This is a genomic window from Actinoplanes couchii (genome assembly GCF_016862075.1).
Taxonomy (GTDB): Bacteria; Actinomycetota; Actinomycetes; order Mycobacteriales; family Micromonosporaceae; genus Actinoplanes; species Actinoplanes couchii.
This window is the reverse complement of record NZ_BOMG01000044.1, coordinates 201,594-226,179: the sequence shown is the minus strand read 5'-3', so window position 1 is coordinate 226,179 and position 24,586 is coordinate 201,594. Positions and strand designations below refer to the sequence as shown.

General features: G+C 70.9%; 28 protein-coding genes and 1 riboswitch. Of the genes, 19 read left to right on the top strand and 9 right to left on the bottom strand.

Annotated elements, in window-relative coordinates:
- Position 1 precedes the first annotated feature (1 nt).
- From Aco03nite_RS17490 to Aco03nite_RS17475, 4 genes are all read left to right on the top strand, one after another.
- A complete protein-coding gene (locus Aco03nite_RS17490; protein WP_203796407.1) occupies positions 2–1,048 on the top strand; it encodes a methyl-accepting chemotaxis protein in 1,047 nt (348 codons plus the stop codon).
- Complete coding sequence (locus Aco03nite_RS17485) at positions 1,048–1,305, top strand: hypothetical protein (protein WP_203796406.1); 258 nt, start codon at positions 1,048–1,050, stop codon at positions 1,303–1,305. The genes Aco03nite_RS17490 and Aco03nite_RS17485 overlap by 1 nt, the downstream gene beginning before the upstream one ends.
- A gap of 47 nt (positions 1,306–1,352) precedes the next feature.
- Positions 1,353–1,931 (top strand): HhH-GPD-type base excision DNA repair protein, encoded by a 579-nt coding sequence (locus Aco03nite_RS17480; RefSeq protein WP_203796405.1) that lies wholly within the window; start codon positions 1,353–1,355, stop codon positions 1,929–1,931.
- A gap of 121 nt (positions 1,932–2,052) precedes the next feature.
- Complete coding sequence (locus Aco03nite_RS17475; RefSeq protein WP_203796404.1) at positions 2,053–2,433, top strand: DUF3099 domain-containing protein; 381 nt, start codon at positions 2,053–2,055, stop codon at positions 2,431–2,433.
- 86 nt (positions 2,434–2,519) lie between these two features.
- Here Aco03nite_RS17475 and Aco03nite_RS17470 read toward each other — a convergent pair whose 3' ends face one another.
- Positions 2,520–3,410: a carbohydrate kinase family protein gene (locus Aco03nite_RS17470; protein WP_239145226.1), complete on the bottom strand. Its 891-nt coding sequence runs from the start codon at positions 3,408–3,410 to the stop codon at positions 2,520–2,522.
- Positions 3,407–4,357, bottom strand: coding sequence for a pseudouridine-5'-phosphate glycosidase (locus Aco03nite_RS17465; protein WP_203796403.1), 951 nt, complete (start codon positions 4,355–4,357; stop codon positions 3,407–3,409). The genes Aco03nite_RS17470 and Aco03nite_RS17465 overlap by 4 nt, the downstream gene beginning before the upstream one ends.
- A gap of 102 nt (positions 4,358–4,459) precedes the next feature.
- Between Aco03nite_RS17465 and Aco03nite_RS17460 the strand changes: the two genes are divergently transcribed.
- The 5 genes from Aco03nite_RS17460 (at position 4,460) to Aco03nite_RS17440 (ending at position 7,928) form a co-directional block, all read left to right on the top strand.
- Positions 4,460–4,684 carry a DUF3039 domain-containing protein gene (locus Aco03nite_RS17460; RefSeq protein ID WP_203796474.1) on the top strand — a complete coding sequence of 75 codons (225 nt, stop codon included), beginning with the start codon at positions 4,460–4,462 and terminating at the stop codon, positions 4,682–4,684.
- 7 nt (positions 4,685–4,691) lie between these two features.
- Complete coding sequence (locus tag Aco03nite_RS17455) at positions 4,692–5,306, top strand: trimeric intracellular cation channel family protein (protein ID WP_203796402.1); 615 nt, start codon at positions 4,692–4,694, stop codon at positions 5,304–5,306.
- A gap of 92 nt (positions 5,307–5,398) precedes the next feature.
- Positions 5,399–7,129 carry a DEAD/DEAH box helicase gene (locus Aco03nite_RS17450; protein WP_203796401.1) on the top strand — a complete coding sequence of 577 codons (1,731 nt, stop codon included), beginning with the start codon at positions 5,399–5,401 and terminating at the stop codon, positions 7,127–7,129.
- Positions 7,130–7,197: 68 nt separating this feature from the next.
- Positions 7,198–7,695 carry a hypothetical protein gene (locus tag Aco03nite_RS17445; protein ID WP_203796400.1) on the top strand — a complete coding sequence of 166 codons (498 nt, stop codon included), beginning with the start codon at positions 7,198–7,200 and terminating at the stop codon, positions 7,693–7,695.
- A complete protein-coding gene (locus tag Aco03nite_RS17440; RefSeq protein ID WP_203796399.1) occupies positions 7,695–7,928 on the top strand; it encodes a helix-turn-helix transcriptional regulator in 234 nt (77 codons plus the stop codon). The genes Aco03nite_RS17445 and Aco03nite_RS17440 overlap by 1 nt, the downstream gene beginning before the upstream one ends.
- Positions 7,929–8,015: 87 nt before the next feature.
- Here the strand turns inward: Aco03nite_RS17440 and Aco03nite_RS17435 are convergent, their stop codons facing one another.
- Positions 8,016–8,258, bottom strand: a complete 243-nt coding sequence (locus tag Aco03nite_RS17435; protein ID WP_092558336.1) for a DUF7455 domain-containing protein — start codon at positions 8,256–8,258, stop codon at positions 8,016–8,018.
- A gap of 266 nt (positions 8,259–8,524) precedes the next feature.
- A complete protein-coding gene (locus Aco03nite_RS17430) occupies positions 8,525–10,063 on the bottom strand; it encodes an RNA polymerase sigma factor (RefSeq protein WP_203796398.1) in 1,539 nt (512 codons plus the stop codon).
- 255 nt (positions 10,064–10,318) lie between these two features.
- Between Aco03nite_RS17430 and Aco03nite_RS17425 the strand changes: the two genes are divergently transcribed.
- Positions 10,319–11,140 carry an inositol monophosphatase family protein gene (locus Aco03nite_RS17425; protein ID WP_203796397.1) on the top strand — a complete coding sequence of 274 codons (822 nt, stop codon included), beginning with the start codon at positions 10,319–10,321 and terminating at the stop codon, positions 11,138–11,140.
- A 2-nt stretch (positions 11,141–11,142) separates the two neighbouring features.
- Here Aco03nite_RS17425 and Aco03nite_RS17420 read toward each other — a convergent pair whose 3' ends face one another.
- Positions 11,143–11,694: a LytR C-terminal domain-containing protein gene (locus Aco03nite_RS17420; protein WP_203796396.1), complete on the bottom strand. Its 552-nt coding sequence runs from the start codon at positions 11,692–11,694 to the stop codon at positions 11,143–11,145.
- Between the two features lie 346 nt (positions 11,695–12,040).
- On the opposite strand from Aco03nite_RS17420, the gene Aco03nite_RS17415 reads away from it, so the two are divergent.
- Entirely contained in the window at positions 12,041–12,337 is a 297-nt protein-coding gene (locus Aco03nite_RS17415; protein ID WP_014446959.1) for a DUF4193 domain-containing protein, read from the top strand.
- Positions 12,338–12,470: 133 nt separating this feature from the next.
- The gene (locus Aco03nite_RS17410; RefSeq protein ID WP_203796395.1) at positions 12,471–13,289 is read left to right on the top strand and encodes a hypothetical protein; all 819 of its coding nucleotides are present in this window, start codon (positions 12,471–12,473) and stop codon (positions 13,287–13,289) included.
- On the opposite strand, the gene Aco03nite_RS17405 is transcribed toward Aco03nite_RS17410, so the two are convergent.
- The gene (locus tag Aco03nite_RS17405) at positions 13,252–13,752 is read right to left on the bottom strand and encodes a DUF3093 domain-containing protein (RefSeq protein ID WP_203796394.1); all 501 of its coding nucleotides are present in this window, start codon (positions 13,750–13,752) and stop codon (positions 13,252–13,254) included. The genes Aco03nite_RS17410 and Aco03nite_RS17405 overlap by 38 nt on opposite strands.
- A gap of 93 nt (positions 13,753–13,845) precedes the next feature.
- On the opposite strand from Aco03nite_RS17405, the gene dut reads away from it, so the two are divergent.
- From dut to Aco03nite_RS17385, 4 genes are read left to right on the top strand one after another with little or no spacing between them, the layout of a single operon-like run.
- Positions 13,846–14,298 carry a dUTP diphosphatase gene (gene dut / locus Aco03nite_RS17400; protein ID WP_203796393.1) on the top strand — a complete coding sequence of 151 codons (453 nt, stop codon included), beginning with the start codon at positions 13,846–13,848 and terminating at the stop codon, positions 14,296–14,298.
- A gap of 28 nt (positions 14,299–14,326) precedes the next feature.
- Positions 14,327–14,989: a DUF3710 domain-containing protein gene (locus Aco03nite_RS17395; protein ID WP_203796392.1), complete on the top strand. Its 663-nt coding sequence runs from the start codon at positions 14,327–14,329 to the stop codon at positions 14,987–14,989.
- Positions 14,990–15,049: 60 nt separating this feature from the next.
- Positions 15,050–15,427, top strand: a complete 378-nt coding sequence (locus Aco03nite_RS17390; RefSeq protein WP_203796391.1) for an OB-fold nucleic acid binding domain-containing protein — start codon at positions 15,050–15,052, stop codon at positions 15,425–15,427.
- The gene (locus tag Aco03nite_RS17385; RefSeq protein ID WP_203796390.1) at positions 15,424–16,281 is read left to right on the top strand and encodes a DUF3159 domain-containing protein; all 858 of its coding nucleotides are present in this window, start codon (positions 15,424–15,426) and stop codon (positions 16,279–16,281) included. Before Aco03nite_RS17390 ends, Aco03nite_RS17385 begins: the two co-directional genes overlap by 4 nt.
- On the opposite strand, the gene Aco03nite_RS17380 is transcribed toward Aco03nite_RS17385, so the two are convergent.
- Together Aco03nite_RS17380 and Aco03nite_RS17375 are read right to left on the bottom strand one after the other, a co-directional pair.
- Entirely contained in the window at positions 16,278–16,946 is a 669-nt protein-coding gene (locus Aco03nite_RS17380) for a potassium channel family protein (RefSeq protein ID WP_203796473.1), read from the bottom strand. The two genes, Aco03nite_RS17385 and Aco03nite_RS17380, sit on opposite strands and share 4 nt — an antisense overlap.
- Positions 16,943–17,608: a potassium channel family protein gene (locus Aco03nite_RS17375; protein ID WP_203796389.1), complete on the bottom strand. Its 666-nt coding sequence runs from the start codon at positions 17,606–17,608 to the stop codon at positions 16,943–16,945. Before Aco03nite_RS17375 ends, Aco03nite_RS17380 begins: the two co-directional genes overlap by 4 nt.
- Before the next feature lie 90 nt (positions 17,609–17,698).
- On the opposite strand from Aco03nite_RS17375, the gene Aco03nite_RS17370 reads away from it, so the two are divergent.
- Together Aco03nite_RS17370 and Aco03nite_RS17365 are read left to right on the top strand one after the other, a co-directional pair.
- Positions 17,699–19,729, top strand: a complete 2,031-nt coding sequence (locus Aco03nite_RS17370; protein WP_203796388.1) for an APC family permease — start codon at positions 17,699–17,701, stop codon at positions 19,727–19,729.
- Positions 19,726–21,207, top strand: coding sequence for a class I SAM-dependent RNA methyltransferase (locus tag Aco03nite_RS17365; RefSeq protein ID WP_239145225.1), 1,482 nt, complete (start codon positions 19,726–19,728; stop codon positions 21,205–21,207). Before Aco03nite_RS17370 ends, Aco03nite_RS17365 begins: the two co-directional genes overlap by 4 nt.
- A gap of 346 nt (positions 21,208–21,553) precedes the next feature.
- On the opposite strand, the gene Aco03nite_RS17360 is transcribed toward Aco03nite_RS17365, so the two are convergent.
- On the bottom strand, positions 21,554–22,414 hold the full coding sequence (locus tag Aco03nite_RS17360) for a bifunctional 5,10-methylenetetrahydrofolate dehydrogenase/5,10-methenyltetrahydrofolate cyclohydrolase (protein ID WP_203796387.1): 861 nt from the start codon (positions 22,412–22,414) through the stop codon (positions 21,554–21,556).
- Positions 22,415–22,429: 15 nt separating this feature from the next.
- A riboswitch (ZMP/ZTP riboswitch) is annotated at positions 22,430–22,512 on the bottom strand.
- Positions 22,513–22,654: 142 nt separating this feature from the next.
- On the opposite strand from Aco03nite_RS17360, the gene dxs reads away from it, so the two are divergent.
- On the top strand, positions 22,655–24,565 hold the full coding sequence (gene dxs / locus Aco03nite_RS17355) for a 1-deoxy-D-xylulose-5-phosphate synthase (RefSeq protein ID WP_203796386.1): 1,911 nt from the start codon (positions 22,655–22,657) through the stop codon (positions 24,563–24,565).
- The last annotated feature ends 21 nt before the right edge of the window (positions 24,566–24,586 follow it).

The following is a 24,586-nucleotide window of genomic DNA, read 5'->3' as shown; positions in this document are numbered from 1 at the left end:
CATGACGAATCTTCTCCGGAAGCTCTCGGTGACCTCCGCCGACCACGAGGACGACGGCCTGCGGGGGGACGTCGTGGCCGCGGCGCTCGACGAGGTCCCGGCGTACTGCGAGGTGGTCGACGGGCACCTGAAGGATGTCATCGAACAGACCGGGGAGGCGGCCGAGGCGATCGTCCACCAGCTCCTGAACGTCGACTCGCTGGCCGAGGTGATGGCCGGTGACGTCGCCCAGCTGGCCGGCACCCTGAGCCGGACCGAGACCGAGCTGAACCGGGTCACGTCCGGGAACGATCAGCTGGTCGGCCGGCTCATCGCCTACTTCCTGCACCGCGACCAGCAGATCCGCCGGCTGGTCGACCAGATGCGCGAGCTGGACCAGCACGTCAAGCAGATCGAGGAGGTCAGCCGGGCCACCAACATCCTCGCGCTGAACGCGATGATCGAGGCGGTCCGGGCCGGGGAGGCCGGCGAGGGTTTCTCGGTCGTCGCCGACGAGGTCCGCAAGCTGGCCCACCGGTCCGCCGAGGCCGCGCACGGCATCGGCTCCAGCATCGGCGACCTGACCGCCAAACTCGACGGGGTGCTCTCCGACGACAGCCAGTTCGACAGCGACCAGGCCGGGCCGGAGACCAGCGAGGAGACCGCGATGACCCGCCGGCTCGGTGGCATCGCCGACGCCCAGCGGGAGATGTCGGAGATGGTGGCCGGCATCCTCAAGGACACCGTGACCGCGGCCGGTCAGGTGCAGCGCAGTTCCTCGGCCCTGATCGCGGAGACCACCGGCGCGGTCGGGCACGTGCAGTTCCAGGACATCAGCCGGCAGATGCTCGAGCACGTGGCGGAGGCCGTCTCGGACGTCCGCCGGCAGTGCGAGGACGTGGCGTCGTACGTCCGGGACAGCCTGACCGAGGAGGATTTGCTGGCCCGGGTGATCAGCGTGGACGACCTGCGCCGCAAACACGTGATGTCCCGGCAGCGCACCACCCACTCCCAGCAGACCGGTGGCCCGGCCCACGACGACGCCGAACCACTCATCGAGCTGTTCTGATGGCCGTCCCGGACAGACCGACCGAACAGGACGCCGTGCGCGCCCTGGCCGACCTGGTCGGCCCGCAGATGGCCGAGGGCCTGTGGAACCTGTCGGTGCAGGCGCTGGGCCTGCACCGGCCGGTCGAGGACCCGGCCGACCTGCGGCGGATCGCCGAACACGTGATGGAGATCGGCGAGTTGAGCCGGGTCGCCGGCCGCTCCCTGAAGGTCCGGATCATCACGTACGAGTCCCTGACCCGCACGGTCCGGAACTGATCTCCCTGGTGGAACCGGGCACCGGGTGGGCGTAGCAAAATGGGCGCATGACGTTTTCGCTGCCCATCCCGGCCGAGGCCAACGAACTGCTCAACCGTGACCCGCTCGCGGTGACCCTCGGGATCGTGCTGGACCAGCAGATCACCCTGGAGAAGGCGTTCACCTCGCCGTGGGTGCTGGCGCAGCGGCTCGGGCACGAGCCCACCGCGGCCGAGCTGGCCGATTTCGATCCCGAGGCCCTGGTGGCGGTCTTCTCCGAGGCGCCCGCGCTGCACCGTTTCCCGAAGGCGATGGCGGCCCGGGCGCAGGAGGTCTGCCGGGTGCTCGCCGACGAGTACGACGGTGACGCCGCCGGCCTCTGGCGGGACGTGCCGACCGGCGCCGAGCTGTACCGGCGGATCTTCGCGCTGCCCGGTTTCGGCAAGCAGAAGGCGCAGATCTTCGTGGCCCTGCTGGGCAAGCTCTACGACGTGCGGCCGGACGGCTGGCGGGAGGCGGCCGGGGGTTACGGCGAGGACGGCTCCTACAAGTCGGTGGCCGATATCGTCGACGCCGAGTCGCTGGGGAAGGTCCGCGCCTACAAGAAGGCGGTCAAGGCCGAGGCGAAGGCCGCGAAAGAGGCGTAGGGCCGGTGGCGGGATTCGGCCGGGCCCGGCCGAATCCCCGGAACAGGGCCGTAGATCCCGGGCCCGCTGGGCGGTAGGTCCCGCCCGGTGGGAGGATGACGGGGTCGATCGGAGACCTCGCGTGAAGAAACACCCGGAGCGCCCGGTGTTGATCACCGACGCCGCTCGCAGCCAGGACGATCAGCTTCGCGGCCGGCAGATCCGCTACGTCACGATGATGAGTGTGCGGGTCGCCTGCCTGATCCTCGGCGGCATCCTGATCAGCGCCCAGGTCCCGCTGCTGCCACTCTGGCTGGTGCTGTGCGCTCTCGGCATGGCCCTGCTGCCGTGGATGGCGGTGCTGATCGCGAACGACCGCCCGCCCAAGACCAAGCAGGAGCGGGCGGCCGACGCGGCGGCCCGGGAGGACGTGCGCCGCGCCCTGACCCAGCCGGCCCCCGAGCCCACCAACATCACCATCGACGCCGACATCGTCGAAGAGTCCCGCCCCCGCACCGACTGACCCCAACTTCAAGATCAACCCCCGGCTGCGGTACGCGGGGAGAGGGTCAGCCCGCGCTACCTGTCGGTGGGGACGGCGAGACCGTGTTATCGGGCGGTGGGGGCCGGGCGGGCTCCGAAGTGGGAGACGGCCTGTGCGCCCAGGATGCCGCCGGACTTCAGGGCCGCCTCCGGGGACGCGCCGGAGCACCAGGAGCGCAGCAGGCCCGCCGCGAAGGCGTCGCCCGCCCCGGTCGGGTCGATCACCGGCACCGGGTCGGCGGTCACCGGGAAAACTCCGTCCGGGCCGGCCCACACCGCACCGCCCGCGCCCTGTTTGACGACCACGTTGCGGACGTGTGCGGTCAGCCGCGTGGCCTGCTCCTCCGGGCGGCCCGGCCCGGCCAGCACGTCCGCCTCGTCGGCGTTGCAGAGGAGCAGATCGATCCCTCGTACCCAAGCCAGGAAGGTCTGCGCCCCCACCGACCGCAACGGGGCCGCCGACGCCGCGTCGACGCTGACGGTGATCCCTCGCCCGGCCGCGGCGGAGAGGGCCGCCAGGCCCGCCGGACGGGAGCCGGCGTGCAGCAGCGGATAGCCGGACAGGTGCAGGTGCCCGGCGGCCGGACTGCCGGTGACCACCGCGGTCACGTGCTCCGCCCCGAGCCGCAGCGACGCGCCCCGGTCGGTGATCATGGTGCGCTCGGACGACCCGGTGAGCACCACCACGCTGCCGGTGGCCACCCCGGGCAGCGCCTCGACCGCGCAGCGCACCCCGGCCGCGGAGAGTTCCGCCACCCGGTCCCGGCCCGGCTGGTCGTCGCCGACCGCCGCGACCAGCGTCACCTGATGCCCGGCGTGGGCCAGCCAGGCCGCGGTGTTGGCGGCCTGACCGCCACCGGCGACCCGGATCGCGGCATCCGTGTCCGAGCCGGGCTGGATCGGCCCGTCGTGCTCGACCAGGACGTCGGTGACCAGGTCGCCGACGACGAGGATCACGCGGGGACGGCGAAACCGACGGGCGCGGCCGAACCGCTGGTGGCGGCCACCGCGATCTGCGCGGCCAGGGCGGCGTTGCGCAGGATGATCCGGATGTTGACCTCCAGGCTCTTCCCCTCGGTGCTGGCGTGGAAGTGGCCCAGCAGGAACGGGGTGACCGCCTTGCCGGTGATGTTCTGCTCGGCCAGCAGGTTCAGCCCGCTGGCCAGGGTGCGGTCGTGCAGAGCCGGGTCCAGCTGCTGGTCGGCCGGCAGCGGGTTGGCCAGGACCAGCGCGCCCTCGGTGACACCCTGCGCGGTGCGGGCGGCGATGAAGTCGGCCACCTGCTCCGGTGAGTCGAGCGCCCAGTCGATGTCGAAGCCGCCGTCGGTGATGAAGAAACCGGGGAACCGGCGGGTCCGGTAACCGGCCACCGACACGCCGAGCGTCTCCAGCCGCTCCAGCGTGGCGCCCACGTCGAGGATCGACTTGACCCCGGCGCAGACCACCACGATCGGCGTGCGGGCCAGGGCGGTCAGGTCGGCCGACTCGTCGTAGGTGACGTTCGCCTCCCGGTGCACCCCGCCGAGACCGCCGGTGGCGAACACGCCGATGCCCGCGGCGGCGGCGATCGCGCTGGTGGCGGCGACCGTGGTGGCCCCGTCGGCGCGCCGGGCGGCGGCGATCGCGAGGTCCCGCACCGACAGCTTGGCCACCGACTCGGCCGAGGCCAGCCGCTCGACCTGAGCGTCCTCCAGACCGACGATCACCTCGCCGTCGATCATGCCGATGGTGGCCGGGACGGCGCCGTTGTCCCGGACCGCCTGCTCGATCTCCCGGGCGACCCGGATGTTGTCGGGGTGCGGCAGGCCGTGCGAGATGATCGTGCTCTCCAGAGCCACCACCGGACGGCCGTCCCGGCGGGCACGGGTCACGTGCTCGCCGTATCGAATCGCGAAGTCAGTCACGGGGTTACGGTACGACGCTCGCGACCTGCGTTGTCGTTGGACCGGTCAGGCGTGAGGTGTCAGACTTACTGGCTGAGAACCGGCTCCTTTGATGAAGGGCAGATACCCGTGAGCACCCAGATCCTTGAGCGTCCGGAGACCCAGGACACCGATACCGGTCCGGAGATGTTCCATTACGTCCGTAAGGAGAAGATCGCCGAGAGCGCCGTCATGGGCAACCACGTGATCGCTCTCTGCGGCGAGACGTTCCCGGTGACCAAGTCGCCGAAGCCCGGATCCCCGGTGTGCCCGCAGTGCAAGGAGATCTACGAGGCGATGAGGGCCTGATCCTCCAGTGACGGGTGGGTACGCGCTGCTCGTCGCGGATCTGATCGGTGTAGCGGTGTTCGCCGCGTCGGGGGCCTCGGCCGCCGTCGCGAAACGGCTCGACCTGTTCGGGGTCGCATTCGTCGGTTTCGCGGCCGCGCTCGGGGGCGGCATCCTGCGCGACGTGGTGATCGGCGCGGTCCCTCCGCTGGCGTTCGCCGACTGGCGATATGCGGTGACCGCCGTCGTCGCCTCGGTCGCGGTCTTCTGGCTGCACCCGGCTCTGCACCGGGTGCGCCGGACCGTGCTGGTGCTGGACGCCGCTGGCTTGGGCCTGTTCACCGTGACCGGCACCCTGAAGGCCCTGGAGGCCGGTGTGCCGGCGGTCGGCGCCTGCCTGGTGGGAATGCTCACAGCCATCGGCGGCGGCCTGACCCGCGACCTGCTCACCGGGGAGATCCCGGCGGTTCTGCAACGAGAGATATACGCGGTGGTCGCCCTGGGCGGCGCCGTGCTGGTGACTGTCCTGTACCGGCTGGACCAGGCACACCTGCTGCCGCTGGCCGCCGCCGCGACACTGATCACAGGACTGCGGATCGTCGCGCTGTACCGGCGCTGGTCGGCTCCGGTGGCGGTGCCGTAACCCCGTGCAAGGGCCTTCCACGGCTATGCTGGATCCCGCCTCCGCGCCCCTTCACCGCGGAGGCTTTTCCGTGGAGAAGGGATCCTGGCAGCTTGAGTCCGCCTGTGCCGAACCTGGAGATCTTTCCGCCGCTGCGGGACTGGCAGCGCAAGGCGATGGTGACCTACCTCCGTCGTCGTTCCGAGGACTTCATGGCCGTGGCGACCCCCGGCGCCGGCAAGACCACCTTCGCGCTGCGGATCGCGGCCGAGATGCTCGTCGACGGCACCTGTGACGCGGTCACCGTGGTCTGCCCGACCGAGCACCTGAAGACCCAGTGGGCGCAGGCCGCCGCCCGGGTCGGCATCCAGCTCGACCCGAGGTTCCGCAACTCCGACGTGCACTCGTCGCGGGACTTCCACGGGGCGGTGCTCACCTACGCCCAGGTGGGCATGGCGCCGGCCGTGCACAAGCGGCGCACGCTGGCCCGCCGGACGTTCGTGATCCTGGACGAGATCCACCACGCCGGCGATGCCCGGACCTGGGGTGACGGGGTCAAGGACGCGTTCCTGCCGGCCGAGCGGCGGCTGCTGCTGACCGGCACCCCGTTCCGGTCCGACGAGAACCCGATCCCGTTCGTGACCTACGAGCGCGGTGGGGACGGGATTCAGCGATCAAAGGCCGATTCGGTGTACGGGTACGCCGACGCGCTGAAGGACCGGGTCGTCCGCCCGGTGCTGTTCATGGCGTACTCCGGCGAGACCCGCTGGCGTACCAACGCCGGTGACGAACTGGCCGCCCGCCTCGGCGACCCGATGACCAAGGACCTGGTCGCGCAGGCCTGGCGGACCGCCCTGGACTACCGGGGCGAGTGGATGCCGCAGGTGATGCGGGCCGCCGACGCCCGGCTCGCCAAGATCCGGGCGCACGGCATGCCCGATGCCGGTGGCCTGGTCATCGCGAGTGATCAGACCGCGGCCCGGGCGTACGCGAAACTGCTGCACGACATCACCGGCGAGCCGGCCACCATCGTGCTCTCCGACGACGACGGCTCGTCCGGCCGGATCGCCGAGTTCGCCGAGTCGGACAAGCGCTGGATGGTCGCGGTCCGGATGGTGTCCGAGGGTGTCGACATCCCGCGCCTGGCCGTCGGGGTCTACGCCACCAGCGCCTCCACCCCGCTCTACTTCGCGCAGGCGATCGGCCGCTTCGTGCGGGCCCGGCGCGAGGGCGAGACCGCCACGGTGTTCCTGCCGAGCGTCCCGCACCTGCTCGGGCTGGCCTCCGAGATGGAGGCGCAGCGCAACCATGTGTTGGGCGCGCCGAAGGAGAAGGACGGCCTCGACGACACCGCCCTGGAGCGGGCGCAGAAGGCCGAGGACGCGCTCGGTGACCTGGACAAGCAGTTCGAGGCGCTGTCCGCGGTGGCCGAGCTGGACCACGTCATCTACGACGGCACCGCGTTCGGCATGGCGACCCGGACCGGCACCGCCGAGGAGGCGGACTACCTGGGTCTGCCCGGTCTGCTCACGCCGGACGAGGTGACGGCGCTGCTGAACAAGCGGCAGTCCGAGCAGATGGCGGAGCGCAAGCGCCAGGCGGCCGAGGAGGCGCGGACGGCCGAGCCCGTGGTTGTCGAGAAGGTCGTCCCGATGAGTGCCGGGGAGCGCCGCAACAGTCTGCGCCGTCAGCTGAACACCCTGGTCGCGGCGCATCACCACCGGACCAACCTGCCGCACGGCAAGATCCACGCGGAGCTGCGCCGGATCTGTGGCGGGCCGCCGTCCGCCCAGGCCAGCATCGAGCAGCTGGAGGAGCGGATCGCGACGATCCAGTCGTTCTGACGTCTCTTCCGGCACCTGCGATGTTAAGTCGACTTGACGTCAAGTCGACTTAACATCATCATGGATCCATGACGACGACACTGCTGGATCGTTTCGCCGACTGGAACCTCGACCACGACGGTGATCTCTACGGGGACGAGCGCGAGCGGACCCGGTGGTATGAGGGGATCGCCGTCACCTGGCAGACCCAGATGATCCTGGTCCCGTGGACGATCACCGTGCTGGTCTGGGTGCTCGGCGGCTCCGCGGTCCTGCCGCTGGCCATTACGCTGGCGGTGCTGCTGGCACCCCTGTCGATCATGCAGATCTACGTGGCGCGCCGCCGGGTCGAGGTCACCCCGCGGGTCTGGACCACCAAGCGCAAGGTGATCGGCCTGCTCTCCGGCGCGCCGTACGTGCTCTTCATGATCGGCGTGGCGTTCCAGCTGGGCTGGCCGCAGGACGACTCCTGGATCTCGATGACCGTCGGCGCGCTCATCGGCCTGGCGTTCGGTGTCGTGATGCAGGCCCGGGCGTCCCGCAAGCGGCGCCTGGCCGAGGCCGCGATCGTCGCGGACGAGGACTGATGGCCCCGCCCGGCCCGGTCCGGGCCGCCGAGCCCGACGGCGCCACCGGTGCCCGGATCAAAGAGGCCCGCAAGGCCGCCGGGTTCACCCAGCAGAGCATGGCGGCCGAGATCGGGGTGAGCCGGCAGACGGTGATCGCGATGGAGAGCGGCGACTACGCTCCCTCGGTCTACCTGGCCCTGAAAGTGGCCCGGGTGCTCACCAGCACGGTCGAGGAACTCTGGGGCGCCTGAGAGGCTCTCAGGGCACGCAGGAAGGGCGCTCCCGGCTCGGGAACGCCCTTCCTTGTGTTCACGTCTTCAGTTGGGGGACCGCTGCTGCTAGTTGCTGGAGTTCGACATCATGTCCGCGCCACGCCAAGTGAATTCCGGATCGGCCTTGTACTGCACCGCGATCTTCACCAGGTCCTTGGCGTACCGGTTGGCGTGGTGGCCACAGAAAACCAGTTCACTGCCACCCGCCAGGGTCAAACGGAGCTTCCCGGCTGCATTGCAGCGGTCGCACCGTTCATCGGCTGCGGGGCCGGCCACACTTCCGGCCGGCGGCGTGAGGGTCGGGGTCATCGCCTTCCTCCTCTGTTCGTCACCGATGAACATGTTCCTCGGCTACTGCTCACACATCGTGCAACACCCTGCACCGTTGCAGCCTTCCCACTGTGCCCCGGGGGGACCGAGGTCACACCGGCAATTCAAGCCCGGCGTGCTGGTTCTAGCTAGTGTGCCGTGATCCAAGGGTGCCACGTCAACGATCACTTCTGCACAACGGTCTGATCACCACCCGTTGATGTACGGGTGGTGATCATTCAGACACGGACTGTTGACTGATCGGCCTAGTCCAGGTAATCGCGGAGAACCTGGGACCGGGACGGGTGCCGCAACTTCGACATCGTCTTGGACTCGATCTGCCGGATCCGCTCCCGGGTCACCCCGTAGACCTGGCCGATCTCGTCCAGCGTGCGGGGCTGACCGTCGGTGAGGCCGAACCGCAGCCGCACCACGCCCGCCTCGCGCTCGGAGAGCGTCTGCAGGACCTGCTGGAGCTGATCCTGCAGCAGGGAGAACGAGACCGCGTCGACGGCCACGACGGCTTCGGAGTCCTCGATGAAGTCACCGAGCTGGCTGTCGCCCTCGTCGCCGATCGTCTGGTCCAGGGAGATCGGCTCCCGGGCGTACTGCTGGATCTCCAGAACCTTCTCCGGAGTGATGTCCATCTCCTTGGCCAGCTCCTCCGGGGTGGGCTCACGGCCCAGGTCCTGGAGCAGCTCACGCTGGATGCGGCCCAGCTTGTTGATGACCTCGACCATGTGCACCGGGATGCGGATGGTGCGGGCCTGGTCGGCCATGGCGCGGGTGATGGCCTGCCGGATCCACCAGGTGGCGTACGTGGAGAACTTGTAGCCCTTGGTGTAGTCGAACTTCTCGACGGCGCGGATCAGGCCGAGGTTGCCCTCCTGGATCAGGTCGAGGAAGGCCATGCCACGACCGGTGTAGCGCTTCGCGAGCGACACCACGAGCCGGAGGTTGGCCTCGAGCAGGTGATTCTTGGCCCGCTCGCCGTCCCGGTTGATCCACTTGAGGTCCCGCTCGAAGTTGCGCTCGAGCGACTCCTCACCCTCGTCGGCGGCCCGCAGACGCTCGGCGGCGTAGAGGCCGGCCTCGATCCGCTTGGCGAGCTCGACCTCCTGCTCCGCGTTGAGCAGCGGGACCTTGCCGATCTGCTTGAGGTAGGCGCGGACCGAGTCGGCCGAGGCGGTCAGCTCCGCGTCGCGGCGGGCCTGCTTGAGGGCCTCGGACTCCTCGTCGTCCCACTCGAAGTCGCCGTCGGTGGCGGAGCTGGCGGCGTCGGTGGCGGCGGCGGCGACCATGGCGGGCGCTTCCTCGACCACCACATCGTCGACGACGGCGGCGAGCTCGGCGGGATCGATCTCCTCGCCGGGGCCCTCCTCGCCGGGCTTGCCGGCCACGGCCTTCTTGCCCGGGACGGCCTTGGCGGCGGCTGCCTTGCGGACCGGAGCGGCACGCTTGGCCGGGCCGGCGCCGTCACCACCGGGCGTGGACTGCTTGGGTGCGGGCGCCGCCTTCTTGACCGGCGCCGCCTTGGCGGTCGTCGCCCGGGAAGCGGGAGTCGTGGAACGGGCCGCGGCGACCTTGGGCCGCCGGGTGCTCGCCGACCCGTCGACGACGACGGTGATGCCCGCGTCCACCAACCCCCGCAGGATCTTCTTGGCCTGCGCCGGGTTTACCGCGGCGGACTCGAGCGTGTGCGCGACCTGGGCCGACGTGAGTTGCCCGCCCGCACCCTGAGCATGGGTGATCAAGGCCTCGGTGAGAGAGCGAACGTCGGCACCGTTCTGGTGGGCTTCTGTCACGAATGACCTTCCGGAGGCGATGAGGTTGGGCACGGCCAGATCCAGCGCAGCACGCGGGCGCGAGTGTCGCCGGAGTCGGTTTTTGGGGACTCCCGGGTCACGGACCATCCCGGTGTTGAGTGTCCGTGAAGCGGGTGCAGGGGTGAATTGTAGCGCCGCTTACCGAGATCCTCCGCCCACAGCACGCCGCCGGGGCCCGGCGACCTCGCCGGAAGTGCCGGACGCGAGAATGCTATCGGCGGAAAGGACCCATACGTGAGCGAGATTCCGGTGGTATCGACACCCGGCGAGTTGGCGGCGATCGCCCTCCGCGTGGCGCGGGAGGCGGCCGCGACGGCCCGGCGGATGCGCGACGAGGCGATCGTCGACGTCGAGACGAAGAGCACCGACACCGACGTGGTGACCGCGGCCGACAAGGCGGTCGAGCGCCAGGTGGTGGCGGCCCTGGCGGCCGAGCGCCCGGGCGACGCGGTGCTGGGGGAGGAGTACGGCGACTCGGCGGAGGTGGCCCCGGGCGCGGTGCGGTGGATCCTCGACCCGATCGACGGCACGGTGAACTACCTGTACGGCCTGCCCCAGTACGCGGTCTCGCTGGCCGCCGAGGTGGACGGCGAAGTGGTGGCCGGGGTGGTGATCAACGCGGCCACCGGTGACGAGTGGACGGCCACCAGGGGCGGCGGTGCGTGGCGCGCCGGGCGCCGGCTCACCGGCTCGGCCCGGACCACCCTGGACCAGACCCTGGTCGGCACCGGCTTCGGGTACGACTCGCGGAGAAGGGCCCATCAGGGCGAAGTTCTGGCCCGGCTGATCACCCGTGTGCGTGACATCCGCAGATTCGGCGCGGCGGCCCTGGACCTCTGCCAGGCTGCCGAGGGGTCGCTCGATGCCTATTTCGAGAAGGGACTGAATCTGTGGGACCACGCTGCCGGCGGCCTGATCGCGACGGAGGCCGGACTCGTCGTCGCCGGGCTCTCCGGGGCGCCGGCCGGCAAGCAGATGCTCGTGGCGGCGCCCCCGGCGATCTTCCCGGCCCTGCACGCGGCGCTGGTGGAGCTGGACGCCGCGGGCGGGCCGTAGGACTACTCGGCTTCCTTGCTGGGCGCCTCGACGGGCTTGAGGCAGGCGCCCGGCGGCAGCGTCGGCTCGCCCATCGCACCGAGGGACTGGTTGACCTCGGTGGTGGTGGCGAGCTGCTGGAACTGGTTGCCGATGACGATGTCGATGATGCCGTCGGTGCGCTTCGAGTTGTAGACCATCTTCGATTGGGCCAGGAAGTAGGCCCGCAGCAGCTGGGCGTCGCCGGCGGTCTCCGGTCCGAACCGGATCTCCGCGACGCCATCGAACTTGGTCTTGCTCTTGCCGGGATTCTTCACGGTGAACCGCCGGTTCTGGAACTCGGTGGTCACCTGCTCGGCCAGGCCGGCCCGGTTGGTGCCGTTGTAGACCTTGACGGTCACGTCCACCGGGTCGGTCGGCAGCCGGATGTCGGCGAGCGGGGCCCCGGCGGGACATTCGCCACCGGCGGACAGGCCACGCTGCGAGTCCCGGACGAGGGTGACGACGACGAAGACGATCGCGGCCACGGCCAGCACGCCGACGACGACGAGCGCTCGGACGCGGGCAAAGCTCATGGGGCTGGCTCCAGGATCGGACGGGGGACCCGGGTAAGGTGCCCGGACCTGTCGAGAGGTTAGCGTCTGTCCGCCAGGGGCGCGGAAACAGGGAATGCTTCCGGCGCGTTGACAATGATCCAGAGGCTGGTGCCCCTACTTTGATGTCGCCTCAGTCACATCGGGAACAATGTGCGGCCGGAGCGCGTACAAGCCTGCCGCGACAGCGGTAGGGTTCCGCGCTCACCAAGGCCGTTTCCGGTATAAGAACCGGTGTCAGAAATCGGCCGGCGGAACCGGGAACCGAAAGCCTGTCATCGGCGTTGACAACGCCAAATGACACATCGATACAGGAGAGTGAAGACCGATGGCCACCGACTACGACGCCCCGCGTCGCGATGAGGTCGACCTCGGCGAGGACAGCCTCGAAGAGCTCAAGGCCCGTCGCGCCGACTCACAGTCGGGCGCAGTGGACGTCGACGAGGTCGAGGTGGCGGAAAGCTTCGAGCTGCCCGGCGCCGACCTCGCCGACGAGGAGCTCACCGTCAAGGTCCTGCCCATGCAGACCGACGAGTTCCGCTGCTCCCGCTGTTTCCTCGTGCACCACCGCAGCCAGCTGGCGACGGAACGCAACGGGGAGCTGATCTGCCGCGAGTGCGCCTGAGCGCACTCGCGCGCAGCGCGGCACCACCAACCCGATCACGGCCGCCGTGGTCGGGCGTACGAGGTTTGACACGGGGTTTGACCCTGGGTCGTGACCGGGCATTGGACCGGTGACGACCACGGGAAGGACGACGATGAGCCAGCCGGATCGCGCGACCGAGCCTGAAACCGTGCCCGGGGCCGAGATCGTGCCCGTTGCCACCCCTGACGAGGTGGGCCGCACCGTCGCGGCCCTCACCGCGGACGACCTGGAGCCCGGCGGGCGACGCCGGCTCCTGGGGCGGCTGGCCGGCCACGTCCGCGGCAGCGGCGTCGGCCGGTTGTTCAAGCCGCGTTCCGCCGTGCGCTGGATGGCCGATCAGGTCGCCGAGGTGGCGCCGCACATCCCGGTCCGGGACCGGGAGACGCTGCGCCGGCACTTCCCCGGCCTGGGCGACTCCGAGCTGGCCGAACGCCTGATCCGCAACGCCGCCCGGGCCACCGCCGGGGTGGGTGCGGCCGGTGGCGGCATCGCCGCGGTGGAGTGGGTCGCCGCGCCCACCCTGCTCTCGGCGCCGGTGCTGCTGGCCACCGAGACGGTCGCGGTGGTCGCGATCGAGATCAAGCTGATCGGCGAGCTGCACGAGCTGTACGGGTACCCGGTCGCCGGCACCGGACCCGAGCGTGCCCTCAAACTGATCGAGGCGTGGTCCGGGCAGCGCGGGGTGAACCCGATGGTGCCCGGGGTGGGCGTGGCCAAGGTGCTGGGCACGGCGGCCCGCAAGGAGCTGCAGAAACAGCTGATGAAGCGGTTCGGGCGGAACCTGACCACGCTGGGCCCGATGCTGACCGGCGCGGCGGTGGCCAGTTACCTGAACCGGCGGGCCACCCGGACGGTCGGCGACAACGTGCACACCGACCTGCGGAAGAAGCCGATCAGGACGACGTCCGCTCGGCCCGCGCTCGACGGCTGACCTCCAGCAGGGCGGTCGCCAGCTCGACCGGCCGGCGGGTGCTGACCACCCAGTACGGCGTCGGGTCGGCCGGGTCGTCCAGGAGCACCTGCACGGCGGTGCCGATGGTGGATTTCTGCACCACGAAGGCGAGCGGGTGGGCGCCGACCCCGAGCACCTCGCGCTTGCCCGCGGCGTCCAGCGCCACCACACCGGAGATGAACTCGACCGGGAGCCGGGCGTCGTCGACCCGGAACTCGTCCGGGGTGACCTCGATCCGAAGTCGGCCCAGCGGGGCCAGGATCAGCAGACTCAGCGGGAGCAACACCGCGTACGGCAGCCAGATGGGTAGTTCCGGGGTGGCCAGCATCAGCTCGGTGGCCAGGACGGCACCCGCTCCGAGACTGGCGGGCCAGGCCCACCACGGGAGACTCAGCCGTTCCTGATGGGCCGCCACCACGCGGGCCGGGGACTCGGACGTCACTCCCGAAGGGTACGGCGCGCCTCCGTGGCCGGACGCGGCAGGATGGCAGGGTAGTTGCCGCCCGCAGTGCCCGCCCCAGTGAGGAACACCCCCGTGACCGATGTGAACGTCCAGGTTCTCCGGCTCGACCCGGACCTGCCCCTGCCGGCCTACTCGCACCCCGGTGACGCCGGGGCCGACCTGGTCGCGGCCGAGGAGGCCGAGCTCGCTCCGGGCGCCCGGGCGAAGGTCCGGACCGGGGTGGCGATCGCCCTTCCGGAGGGCTTCGTCGGCCTGGTTCACCCCCGCTCCGGTCTCGCCGCTCGGCTGGGGGTGACGGTCCTCAACGCGCCCGGTACGGTCGACGCCGGTTACCGCGGTGAGATCCTGGTGAATCTGATCAATCACGATCGGGAGAACACCGTCAAGATCTCCCGGGGCGACCGGATCGCCCAGCTCGTGATCCAGCGGGTGGAGCGGGCGGCGTTCCACCCGGTGGACGCCCTCGACGACACCGCGCGGGGCACCGGCGGGCACGGTTCGACCGGCGGCCACCAGGCACTCTGAGCTCGAAGACAAAGGAAGGCTGGCAATCATGTTCTCCCGTAAGCGCGGTGCCGCGAAGCATGTCCGCGCGACCGACGCGGCGCCCTCGAAGGCGCTCGCCGACAGCCTCGCCTCCGACGGTGAGCCGGTGGCTCCCGAGTTCGGCCCGTGGGACTCCCGGTTCGCCCCCGAGGGGGTGCAGCGTCTCGACCTCGGCAGCCTGTTGATCCCGGCGATCGAGGGTGTCGAGGTGCGGGTGCAGGCCAACCCGGAGGGCGGGGTGGAGCAGGTCGTCCTGGTGGACGGGGAGAGCGCTCTGCAGCTCGGCGTGTTCGCCGCCCCGAAGTCCGAGGGCATCTGGGTGGAGGTGCGGGAGGAGATCGCGTCCGCGATGGCGGCCGACGGTGTCACCCCGCGCGAGGTGCAGGGCCGCTACGGCGTCGAGCTGCACGCCCGGGTGAACACCCCGGACGGCCCGGCCGACGTCCGGTTCGTCGGTGTGGACGGGCCCCGCTGGATGGTCCGCGCGCTCTACCAGGGCGCCGCCGCGTCCGACCCGTCCCGTGAGGGTGTGCTCGGCGTGGTGCTCGAGGGCCTCGTGGTGATCCGGGACAACGAGCCGCGCCCGGTGCGTGAGCCGCTCCCGATGCGGCTGCCCAAGGAGATGGCCGAGCAGCAGCAACAGCAGCAGGCCGAGGCCGCCGGGCAGTGATCTGGATCACCGGGCGGGCCGGGCGTACCGTGGGCGTCGACGAAGGGTGACGGCGCAGTCATGACGACCGAAGAACGCACCGGGTTCCGCGGGTTCCTGAGCCGGCTGACGGCGACCGACTCGGAGCTCGACGCGGAGAAGTTGCAGCGGGACAGCGCCAAGTGCGGCGCCGTCCCGGCCGGGGCCTGCCACCGGGGCCAGATCGTCTCGGTATCGGGGCGTCTACGCACGGTGGCGTACACTCCACGGACCAACCTGCCTACGCTGGAGGCCGACCTCTACGACGGCAGTGACGTGGTCACGCTGGTCTTCCTGGGGCGCCGGTCCATCGTCGGCATCGAACCGGGGCGTCAGCTCACCGCGCGAGGCCGGATCGCGATCCGGGACGACCGCAAGGTGATCTACAACCCCTACTACGAGCTGGAGGCGCCCCGGTGAGTGGCACCGAGCCACGCCACGTCGCGCACGAGTCGGTCGAGGAACGTCTCTCCGAGGTGCTCGGTTCGGCCGAGGAGAAGATCGCCGAGGAGATCATCGCGGAGCACGATCTCCACGAGGTGAAGCAGCGGTCCGGTGACCTTCCCGCGGGGGAGAAGCCGGGAGAAAAGCCGGGGGAGAAGCAGGCCGACGACGAGGACGAGCTCCCGTCGATGAGCGAGCAGATCGCCGAGCAACTCGGCGGGGTGCGCGGTCTGATCGAGTCCAGCGTCCCGGTCCTGATGTTCGTGCTGCTCAACGTGATCCTCAGCATCGAGGCGCTGGGCCTGGAGAAGCGTGCGGCGCTGCTCTGGGCGATCGGTGGCTCGGTCGGTTCGGCGCTCGCCATCGGTGGTGTCCGGCTGGCCCGCAAGCAGCCGATCCGGCACGCGGTCAACGGCCTGTTCGGCATCGCGCTCGGCGCCTGGCTGGCCTGGCGCACCGGCGACGCGAAGAATTTCTACCTGCCCGGCATCCTGCTCACCTTCGGCCAGACCGCGGTGCTGCTGGCGTCGGTGGCGATCCGTAAGCCGCTGATCGGGTACGCCTGGGGCATCATGGCCAACAAGGGCCGCCAGGACTGGTTCGGCAACGGCCGGCTGTTCCGCACCTTCCAGTGGCTGACCGTGCTCTGGGCGGTTTCGCTCAGCGTCCGGGCCGGCATCCAGGCCTACCTTTACTGGCTCGGCGAGGCGAACGCGATCGGCGTGGTCCGGATCCTGGTGAGCTGGCCGATCTACGCCGCCACGTTCGCGTTCACCATCTGGGCCATCCACCGCGTGACGTCGGCCCAGAAACAGGAAGCCGGGGCCTAGGCGGAGCCGAGCACCACGGCCCGGATCTGCTCCTCGACCTCCGCGGTGCACACGAAGATCAGCTCGTCGCCGGCCTCGATCGGATCGTCCGGGGTCGGCACCAGCACCCGCTTGCCCCGCAGGATCGCGACCAGGGCGGCGTCCCGGGGCATCGGCACCGAACGGACCGGCTGACCCTCATACGGCGCGTCCTTCGGCAGGGTGATCTCCACCAGGTTCGCCTCGCCCTGCCGGAACGTCATCAGCCGGACCAGGTCGCCGACCGTCACCGCCTCCTCGACCAGCGCGGCCATCAGGCGGGGCTTGCTGACCGCGACGTCGACACCCCACTGCTCGGTGAAGAGCCACTCGTTCTCGGCGCGGTTCACCCGGGACACCACCCGCGGCACCGCGAACTCGGTCTTGGCCAGCAGCGACACCACCAGGTTGGCCTTGTCGTCGCCGGTGGCCGCGACCACCACGTCACAGCCGGCCAGGTCGGCCTCCTCCAGGCTGCTCAGCTCGCAGGCGTCGGCGAGCACCCAGCGGGCCTGCGGCACCCGCTCCGGGCACAGCTGCCGGGGGTGCCTCTCGATGAGCATGACCTCGTGCCCGTTGCCGATCAGTTCCTGGGCGATCGACCGGCCCACGTTGCCGGCTCCCGCGATGGCGATGCGCACCGTCAGTTCCCTTCCTTGTCGGCGCCCTGGGCGATGTCCAGCACCTGCTCCACGATCTCGTCGGTGACCAGCATGTAGACCTGGTCGCCGTCCTGCAGCACGGTGGACGGCTGGGCCAGGGTGCCGAGACCGAACCGGGACAGGTACGCCATCCGCGCGCCGGTCCGGTCCTCCAGCGACTTGACGGTCCGCCCGATCCAGTCCCGGTGCAGCGGCGTCTCCACGATGCTGACCACACTGGTCGGATCGCGGAACACCTCGACCCGGTCGTCCGGCACCAGGAACCGGTACATCCGCTCGGAGGCCCAGCGGATCGTCGCGATCGTCGGGATGCCCAGCCGCTCGTAGACCGCCGCGCGCCGGGAGTCGTAGATCCGGGCCACCACCCGGGAGACGCCGAACGTCTCACGGGCCAGCCGGGCCGCGATGATGTTGGAGTTGTCGCCGCTGGAGACCGCGGCGAACGCGTCGGCCCGCTCCACCCCGGCGGCCCGCAGCACGTCCCGGTCGAAGCCGATGCCGTTGACGGTGACGCCGCCGAAGTTGTCGCCGAGCCGGCGGAACGCGTCGGCATCCCGGTCGATCACCGCGACCTGATGACCCTCGGCGTCGAGCCGTTGCGCGAGCCCCGAACCGAGCCGCCCGCAACCCATGATGACCACGTGCACGGTTCGTCCCCTCCCGATTCTTCACGTACCGATGTGAGCCTGCCATGCCCTGGGCAACCGTGACGTCCGGGGCACGTACGCTTGGCAGTCGTGGCGAATACCACCTCCTTGGCCAAACGGCTTCTGCTCGGCCGGCCGTTCCGCTCCGACAAGCTGCAACACACGTTGCTGCCGAAGCGGATCGCCCTGCCGGTCTTCGCGAGCGACGCGCTCTCCAGCGTGGCGTACGCACCCGACGAGATCCTGCTGACGCTCTCGATCGCCGGTGCGGCCGCCTACGTGTTCTCCCCCTGGGTGACGCTCGCGGTCGCGGTGGTCATGGTGACGGTGGTCGCCAGCTATCGGCAGACGGTGCACGCGTACCCGTCCGGTGGCGGCGACTACGAGGTGGCCACGGTCAACCTCGGGCCGCGGGCCGGGCTCAGTGTGGCCAGCGCGCTGCTGGTCGACTACATCCTGACCGTGGCGGTGTCGATCTCGTCCGGGGTGAGCAACCTCGGCTCGGTGATCCCCTGGGTGGCCGAGCACAAGGTGATCATCGCGATCATCGCGATCGTGCTGCTCAGCTCGCTCAACCTGCGCGGGTTGCGGGAGTCCGGTGCGGCGTTCGCGGTGCCGACCTACCTCTTCATCGTCGTCATCGTCGGGATGATCCTGACCGGCCTGGTCCGGGTCTTCATCCTCGGCGAGGACCTGCGGGCGCCCAGCGCGGGCCTGACGATCGTGCCCGAGGAGGACCCGATCTCGCAGGCGATGTTCGCGTTCATCCTGTTGCGGACGTTCTCCTCCGGGTGCGCGGCGCTGACCGGGGTCGAGGCGATCTCCAACGGGGTGCCCGCCTTCAAGAAGCCCAAGAGCAAGAACGCGGCGACCACGCTGCTGCTGCTCGGGGGCCTGTCGATCGTGATGCTCTACGGCATCGTCCTGCTGGCCCAGGCGACGCACCTGAAGTTCGTCGAGAACCCGATGCTGCAGATCGTGCCGAACGCCGCCTCCGAGGGGTACGTCCAGAAGACCGTCACCACCCAGCTCGCCGAGACCGTCTTCGGTGACGGGTCGATGCTGCTCTACCTGGTCGGCGCGGTCACCGCTCTGATCCTGTTCCTGGCCGCGAACACCGCCTTCAACGGGTTCCCGGTGCTCGGCTCGATCCTCGCCCAGGACCGCTATCTGCCCCGGCAGCTGCACAACCGCGGCGACCGGCTGGCGTTCAGCAACGGCATCCTCTTCCTCGCGGTCGCCGCCATCGTGCTGATCGTCGCCTTCGAGGCCGAGGTCACCAAGCTGATCCAGCTCTACATCGTCGGCGTCTTCGTGTCGTTCACCCTCTCCCAGGCCGGCATGATCCGGCACTGGAACCGGCTGCTGCGGACCCAGCGTGACCCGGTCCGGCGCGGCCGGATGATCCGGTCCCGGGCGATCAACGCGTTCGGCATGTGCCTGACCGGCGCGGTCCTGATCGTCGTGCTGATCACCAAGTTCCTGCTCGGCGCGTGGATCGCGATCGCCGCGATGATCGTCATCTACGGGCTGATGGTCGCCATCCACCGGCACTACACCCGGGTCGCCGAAGAGCTGCGGCCCACCGACGAGCGGCCCGTCCTGCCCTCCCGCAACCACGCGATCGTGCTGGTCAGCAAGGTGCACCAGCCGACCCTCCGAGCGCTCGCCTATGCTCAGGCGACCCGGCCGGACACCCTCACCGCGGTCACCGTCAACGTCGACGACAACGACACCCGGGCCATCCAGGCCGAGTGGGAGCGCCGTCAGATCCCGGTGTCGCTGACCGTCATCGACTCGCCGTACCGGGAGATCACCCGCCCGATCCTCGACTTCGTGAAGAACACCCGCCGCGCCTCGCCGCGTGACGTGGTCACCGTCTTCGTCCCGGAGTACGTGGTCGGCCGCTGGTGGGAGAACCTGCTGCACAACCAGAGCGCCCTGCGGATCAAGGGGCGCCTGCTGTTCGAGAACGGCGTGATGGTCACCAGCGTGCCCTGGCAACTGCGCTCCAGCCAGGACCGGGACCTCGACCGCCTGGACCGGGTGCTCAGCCGTGCCCCCGCCCGTGGCCCGCGCAGCCACGGCACCGACGACCCCGGAGACAGTGACCCATCATGACCGTGCCGATCGAAATCCCCGGCGACGACCTGGTCGAAGGCGACCGGGTCGACGTCACCGTCGGCGCGCCCGCGCACGGCGGGCACTGCGTCGCCCGGATCGGCGGCCCCGGCGGCCGGGTGGTGTTCGTCCGGCACGCGCTGCCCGGCGAACGGGTCACCGTGGAGATCACCGAGCTGCACAAGGGCTGGCTGCGGGGCGACGCGGTGGAGATCCACGAGGCCTCCCCGGACCGGGTCACCCCGCCGTGCGCCTTCGCCCATCCCGGCGGTTGCGGTGGCTGCGACCTGCAGCACGCCTCCGGCGATGCCCAGCTGCGCTGGAAGACCGCGGTGGTCCGGGAGCAGCTGACCCGCCTGGCCGGTCTCACCGATCAAGAGCAGGACCAGCTTGCGGTACGCGTGGAGCCGCTCCCGCCCCGCCCGGCGACCGGACTGCCCCTCGCCCCGGCCGGCTGTCCCGCCCCGGCCGGGGAAGCCCACGGCGCGGCGGCCGACAGCGCGTCGACGCCGGCCGGGGGAGACCGTGACGCGGCGGTCGTGTCCCGGGAAAAAATCGGTGCGCCGGCGACGGCCGGGGGCGAGCGTGGGGTGGCGGGGCTGCTGGGGTGGCGCAGCCGGGTGCGGTACGCGATCGATGCGGCCGGGCGGCCGGGGCTGTTGCAGCACCGGTCGAACCAGGTGGTGGCGATCGACAGGTGTTTGATCGCGCATCCGGCCGTGCAGGAACTGGATCTTCTCGCCCGGGAGTGGCCGGACGACGACGCGGTGCAGGCCGTCGCCACCACCGGTGGGGACGTGGCGGTGCTGGCCCGGCCGTCGGGTTCGGCCTCGGGCTCCGGGCCGGGCGTGTCGCAGCCGGACGACGACCTGGGTGAGGCCGCCGAGTCGGGCCTGGTCCGGCTCTCCGGGCCGGCCGAGGTCACCGAGCAGGCCGCGGGGCGGGCCTGGCGGGTGCCGCCGCAGGGGTTCTGGCAGGTGCATCCGGCCGCCGCCGACACCCTGGTCGGCACGGTGCTGGAGATGCTGCGGCCGAAGTCCGGTGAGGTGTCCTGGGATCTCTACGGCGGGGCCGGCCTGTTCGCCGCGGCCCTGGCCGGCCGGACCGGGGCCCGCACGATCGTCGTCGAGTCGTCGCCGACCGGGGTGGCCGCCGCCCGGAACAACCTGGCCGATCTGACCGGGACCGAGATCGTCGAGGCCCGGGTGGAGCCGGCGCTGGCCCGCCGCCGGGTGACCGGGCCGGTCGACCTGGTCGTCCTGGACCCGCCCCGGGCCGGGGCCGGCGCCCGGGTGGTCCGCGCGATCGTCGCCGCCGGGCCACGGGCGGTTGCCTACGTGGCGTGCGACCCGGCCGCCCTGGCCCGGGACCTGAAGACGTTCCGGGCCGAGGGCTGGCGGGTCAGCGAATTCCGCGCCTTCGACTGTTTCCCGATGACCCAGCACGTCGAATGTGTGGCCCTGCTGCTCCCGGCCTGACGACCGGGGCTCGGATCGAACCCGGGGTCACCACGCGGGGCGCGGACCGGCCCGAACCCGGGGGCGCGGCTCGGCCTGAGCCCGTCACGCGGGGCGAGGCTCAGCTCGAACCCGCGTGCGGCCCGGGGGCTCACCCCGCGGGGTGCGGCCGGGCTCACCACGCGGGGCGCGGCCGGGCTCACCACGCGGGGTGCGGCCCGGGCTCACCACGCGGCGTGGGAGCGCAATCGGCTACCACGCCGGGGTGAACGGTGACCGCCGCCATCGGCCCGGCGGTCGCTGGGACGGCCTTGAGTCCCGCCCGCCTCGCGGGGACGGGACAGGGCTGTGACCGGCTCGTACAAAATCAGGGGTTGGCTCTTTCGGCGGCGGCCACCGCGTTGCGGAAGAGCATCGCGACAGTCGTCGGGCCCACGCCGCCGACCCTCGGGGTGATCGCCCCGGCGACCTCGGCGCACGACTCGTCGACGTCGGGGAGCAGGCGGCGGCCCTCGTAGCGGACACCCGCGCCGATCACCACCGCGCCCGGCTTGACGTGCTCCGGCTGGACGATGCCGGGGACGCCGACGGCGGCGATCAGGACGTCGGCACGCTGGGCGTACCGCGGCCAGTCCTTGACGCCGGTGTGCACGACGGTGACGGCGGCGTTGGCGGTCGGGCGTTTCTGGGCCAGCAGCATCGCCAGGGGGCGGCCCAGAGTGGCGCCGCGACCGAGAATGACCACCTCGCGGCCGGAGATCTCCACCCCGTGGAACGCCAGCAGCGCCTCGATGCCGGCCGGGGTGCAGGGCAGCGGGCCGGGCAGGCCGACGGCGAGCCGGCCCATGTTGAGCGGGTGCATGCCGTCGACGTCCTTGTCGGGGTCGAGGGTCTGCAGGGCCGCGTCGTAGTCCAGGTGGGCCGGGATCGGGTACTGGATCAGGACACCGTGCACGTCCTTGTCGTCGTTGTACCCGGCGATGACCTTGAGCAGGTCGGCCTGGGTGACGTCGCCGGCCAGGTGCTCGTGCGGGGACTCGAAGCCCAGCTCGGCGGCCTGCTTCTGCTTGATCCGGATGTAGCCGGCGCTGGCATCGTCGTCGCCGACCAGGATGGTGGCCAGGCTGGGCCGGACACCGCGGGCCTTCAGGGCGGTGACGCGCTCGCGCACGTCGCCGAGAACGGACTCCGCGACGGGGGCGCCGGGAAGAAGACGAGCAGTGGACATGCGTATCTCTCCTCAGGCGGGAGCCCAGGCGGTCGACTCCACGTGACTAGCTCCCCGATGGTTCGACCATCCCTGTGCCGCCAGTCGCTGCGTTCAGTCCAGGATGCCGGACGGCCCGATTCCGCAGCGACTCGGGGTGGTGAACCGCCGGGTAGGGGGATGTACCAATTGTGTGGAGGATTGGTGACGGTCCGTTCGCTCAAGTCGCGCCCCTGCGGTGCACGGATAGACTCGTGCCTCATGAGCGACTCCCCCTCGACCCCGGCCGGCCTGCTTTCCGGAATCACCGGCCCCGGTGATCTGAAGCGACTGTCCGCGGAGCAGCTGACCCTGCTCGCGGCCGAGATCCGTGACTTCCTGGTGACCAAGGTGTCCCGGACCGGCGGTCATCTCGGGCCGAACCTGGGTGTGGTCGAGACGACCCTGGCGATGCACCGGGTCTTCGACTCGCCGCGCGACAAGATCCTCTTCGACACCGGCCACCAGTCGTACGTGCACAAGATGCTCACCGGCCGGCAGGACGGGTTCGACCTGCTCCGCCAGCGGGGTGGCCTGACCGGCTACCCGAGCCAGGCCGAGAGCGAGCACGACCTGATCGAGAACTCGCACGCCTCCACCGCCCTGTCCTACGCCGACGGCCTGGCCAAGGCGTTCGCGCTGCGCGGCGAGGACCGGCACGTGGTCGCGGTCGTCGGTGACGGCGCGCTGACCGGCGGCATGTGCTGGGAGGCGCTCAACAACATCGCCGCCACGAAGAACCGTCTGGTGATCGTGGTCAACGACAACGGCCGGTCGTACGCGCCGACCATCGGCGGCCTGGCCGACCACCTCTCCACGCTGCGCCTCAACCCGGGCTACGAGAAGGTGCTCGACCTGGTCAAGGACGCGCTGGGCCAGACCCCGGTGGTGGGCAAGCCGGTGTTCGAGGTGCTGCACGCGGTCAAGAGGGGCATCAAGGACGCGGTCAGCCCGCAGCCGATGTTCGAGGACCTGGGCCTGAAGTACATCGGGCCGGTCGACGGCCACGACCAGCAGGCGATGGAGTCGGCGCTGCGCCGGGCCAAGGGCTTCAACGCGCCGGTGATCGTGCACGCGGTGACCCGCAAGGGCTACGGCTACCGCCCCGCCGAGACCGACGAGGCGGACTGCTGGCACAGCCCCAGCGCGTTCGACGTGGAGACCGGCAAGATGGTGCCGTCCTCCGCGCTGAAGTGGACCAAGGTCTTCGCCGAGGAGCTGGTCGCGATCGCCGACGAGCGCCCGGACGTGGTCGGCATCACCGCCGCGATGGCCGAGCCGACCGGGATCGCCGCGCTGGCCAAGAAGTACCCCGAGCGGACGTACGACGTGGGCATCGCCGAGCAGCACGCGGCGACCAGCGCGGCCGGCCTGGCGATGGGCGGCCTGCACCCGGTGGTGGCGGTCTACGCGACGTTCCTGAACCGGGCCTTCGACCAGGTGCTGCTCGACGTCGCGATGCACCGCCTGCCGGTGACGTTCGTCCTGGACCGGGCCGGGATCACCGGGCCGGACGGGCCGAGCCACTACGGCATGTGGGACATGAGCGTCTTCGGCGTGGTGCCCGGTCTGCGGATCGCCGCCCCGCGTGATGCCGCCACCCTGCGTGAGGAGCTGCGCGAGGCGGTCGCGGTGGAGGACGGCCCGACCATCGTGCGGTTCCCGACCGGCGCGGTGCCCTCGGACATCCCGGCGCTGCGCCGGGTGGGCCAGATCGACGTCCTGCGCTCCGACGACCGGCAGGACGTGCTGCTGGTGGCGGTGGGCTCGTTCGCGGGCCTGGCGCTGGACGCGGCCGAGCGGATCGCCGAGCAGGGTTACGGCGTGACGGTCGTCGACCCGCGCTGGGTGCGCCCGGTGCCGATCGAGCTGACCGGCCTGGCCGCGCAGCACCGTCTGGTGGTGACCGTCGAGGACGGTGTGCGGGCCGGCGGTGTCGGTGACGCGGTGGCCAGCGCGCTGCGGGACGCGGGTGTGACCACGCCGCTGCGCGACTTCGGGGTGCCGGTCGGCTTCCACCAGCACGGCACCCGCGCGCAGATCCTGGCCGACCTCGGCCTGACCGCGCAGGATGTGGCCCGCGAGGTCACCGCGACGGTGTCGAAGCTGGAGCCCGGCGAGCTTCACGTCTGACCCACTGGGCAGTTCGTTACT

What these genes read in the sequence shown, in the direction of transcription:
- Aco03nite_RS17490 (WP_203796407.1), top strand. Translation starts at nt 2, where the DNA reads ATGACGAATCTTCTCCGGAAGCTCTCGGTGACCTCCGCCGACCACGAG.
- Aco03nite_RS17485 (WP_203796406.1), top strand. Translation starts at nt 1,048, where the DNA reads ATGGCCGTCCCGGACAGACCGACCGAACAGGACGCCGTGCGCGCCCTG.
- Aco03nite_RS17480 (WP_203796405.1), top strand. Translation starts at nt 1,353, where the DNA reads ATGACGTTTTCGCTGCCCATCCCGGCCGAGGCCAACGAACTGCTCAAC.
- Aco03nite_RS17445 (WP_203796400.1), top strand. Translation starts at nt 7,198, where the DNA reads ATGACGACGACACTGCTGGATCGTTTCGCCGACTGGAACCTCGACCAC.
- Aco03nite_RS17440 (WP_203796399.1), top strand. Translation starts at nt 7,695, where the DNA reads ATGGCCCCGCCCGGCCCGGTCCGGGCCGCCGAGCCCGACGGCGCCACC.
- Aco03nite_RS17435 (WP_092558336.1), bottom strand. Translation starts at nt 8,258, where the DNA reads ATGACCCCGACCCTCACGCCGCCGGCCGGAAGTGTGGCCGGCCCCGCA.
- Aco03nite_RS17420 (WP_203796396.1), bottom strand. Translation starts at nt 11,694, where the DNA reads ATGAGCTTTGCCCGCGTCCGAGCGCTCGTCGTCGTCGGCGTGCTGGCC.
- Aco03nite_RS17415 (WP_014446959.1), top strand. Translation starts at nt 12,041, where the DNA reads ATGGCCACCGACTACGACGCCCCGCGTCGCGATGAGGTCGACCTCGGC.
- Aco03nite_RS17410 (WP_203796395.1), top strand. Translation starts at nt 12,471, where the DNA reads ATGAGCCAGCCGGATCGCGCGACCGAGCCTGAAACCGTGCCCGGGGCC.
- Aco03nite_RS17395 (WP_203796392.1), top strand. Translation starts at nt 14,327, where the DNA reads ATGTTCTCCCGTAAGCGCGGTGCCGCGAAGCATGTCCGCGCGACCGAC.
- Aco03nite_RS17390 (WP_203796391.1), top strand. Translation starts at nt 15,050, where the DNA reads ATGACGACCGAAGAACGCACCGGGTTCCGCGGGTTCCTGAGCCGGCTG.
- Aco03nite_RS17365 (WP_239145225.1), top strand. Translation starts at nt 19,726, where the DNA reads ATGACCGTGCCGATCGAAATCCCCGGCGACGACCTGGTCGAAGGCGAC.
- Aco03nite_RS17360 (WP_203796387.1), bottom strand. Translation starts at nt 22,414, where the DNA reads ATGTCCACTGCTCGTCTTCTTCCCGGCGCCCCCGTCGCGGAGTCCGTT.
- dxs (WP_203796386.1), top strand. Translation starts at nt 22,655, where the DNA reads ATGAGCGACTCCCCCTCGACCCCGGCCGGCCTGCTTTCCGGAATCACC.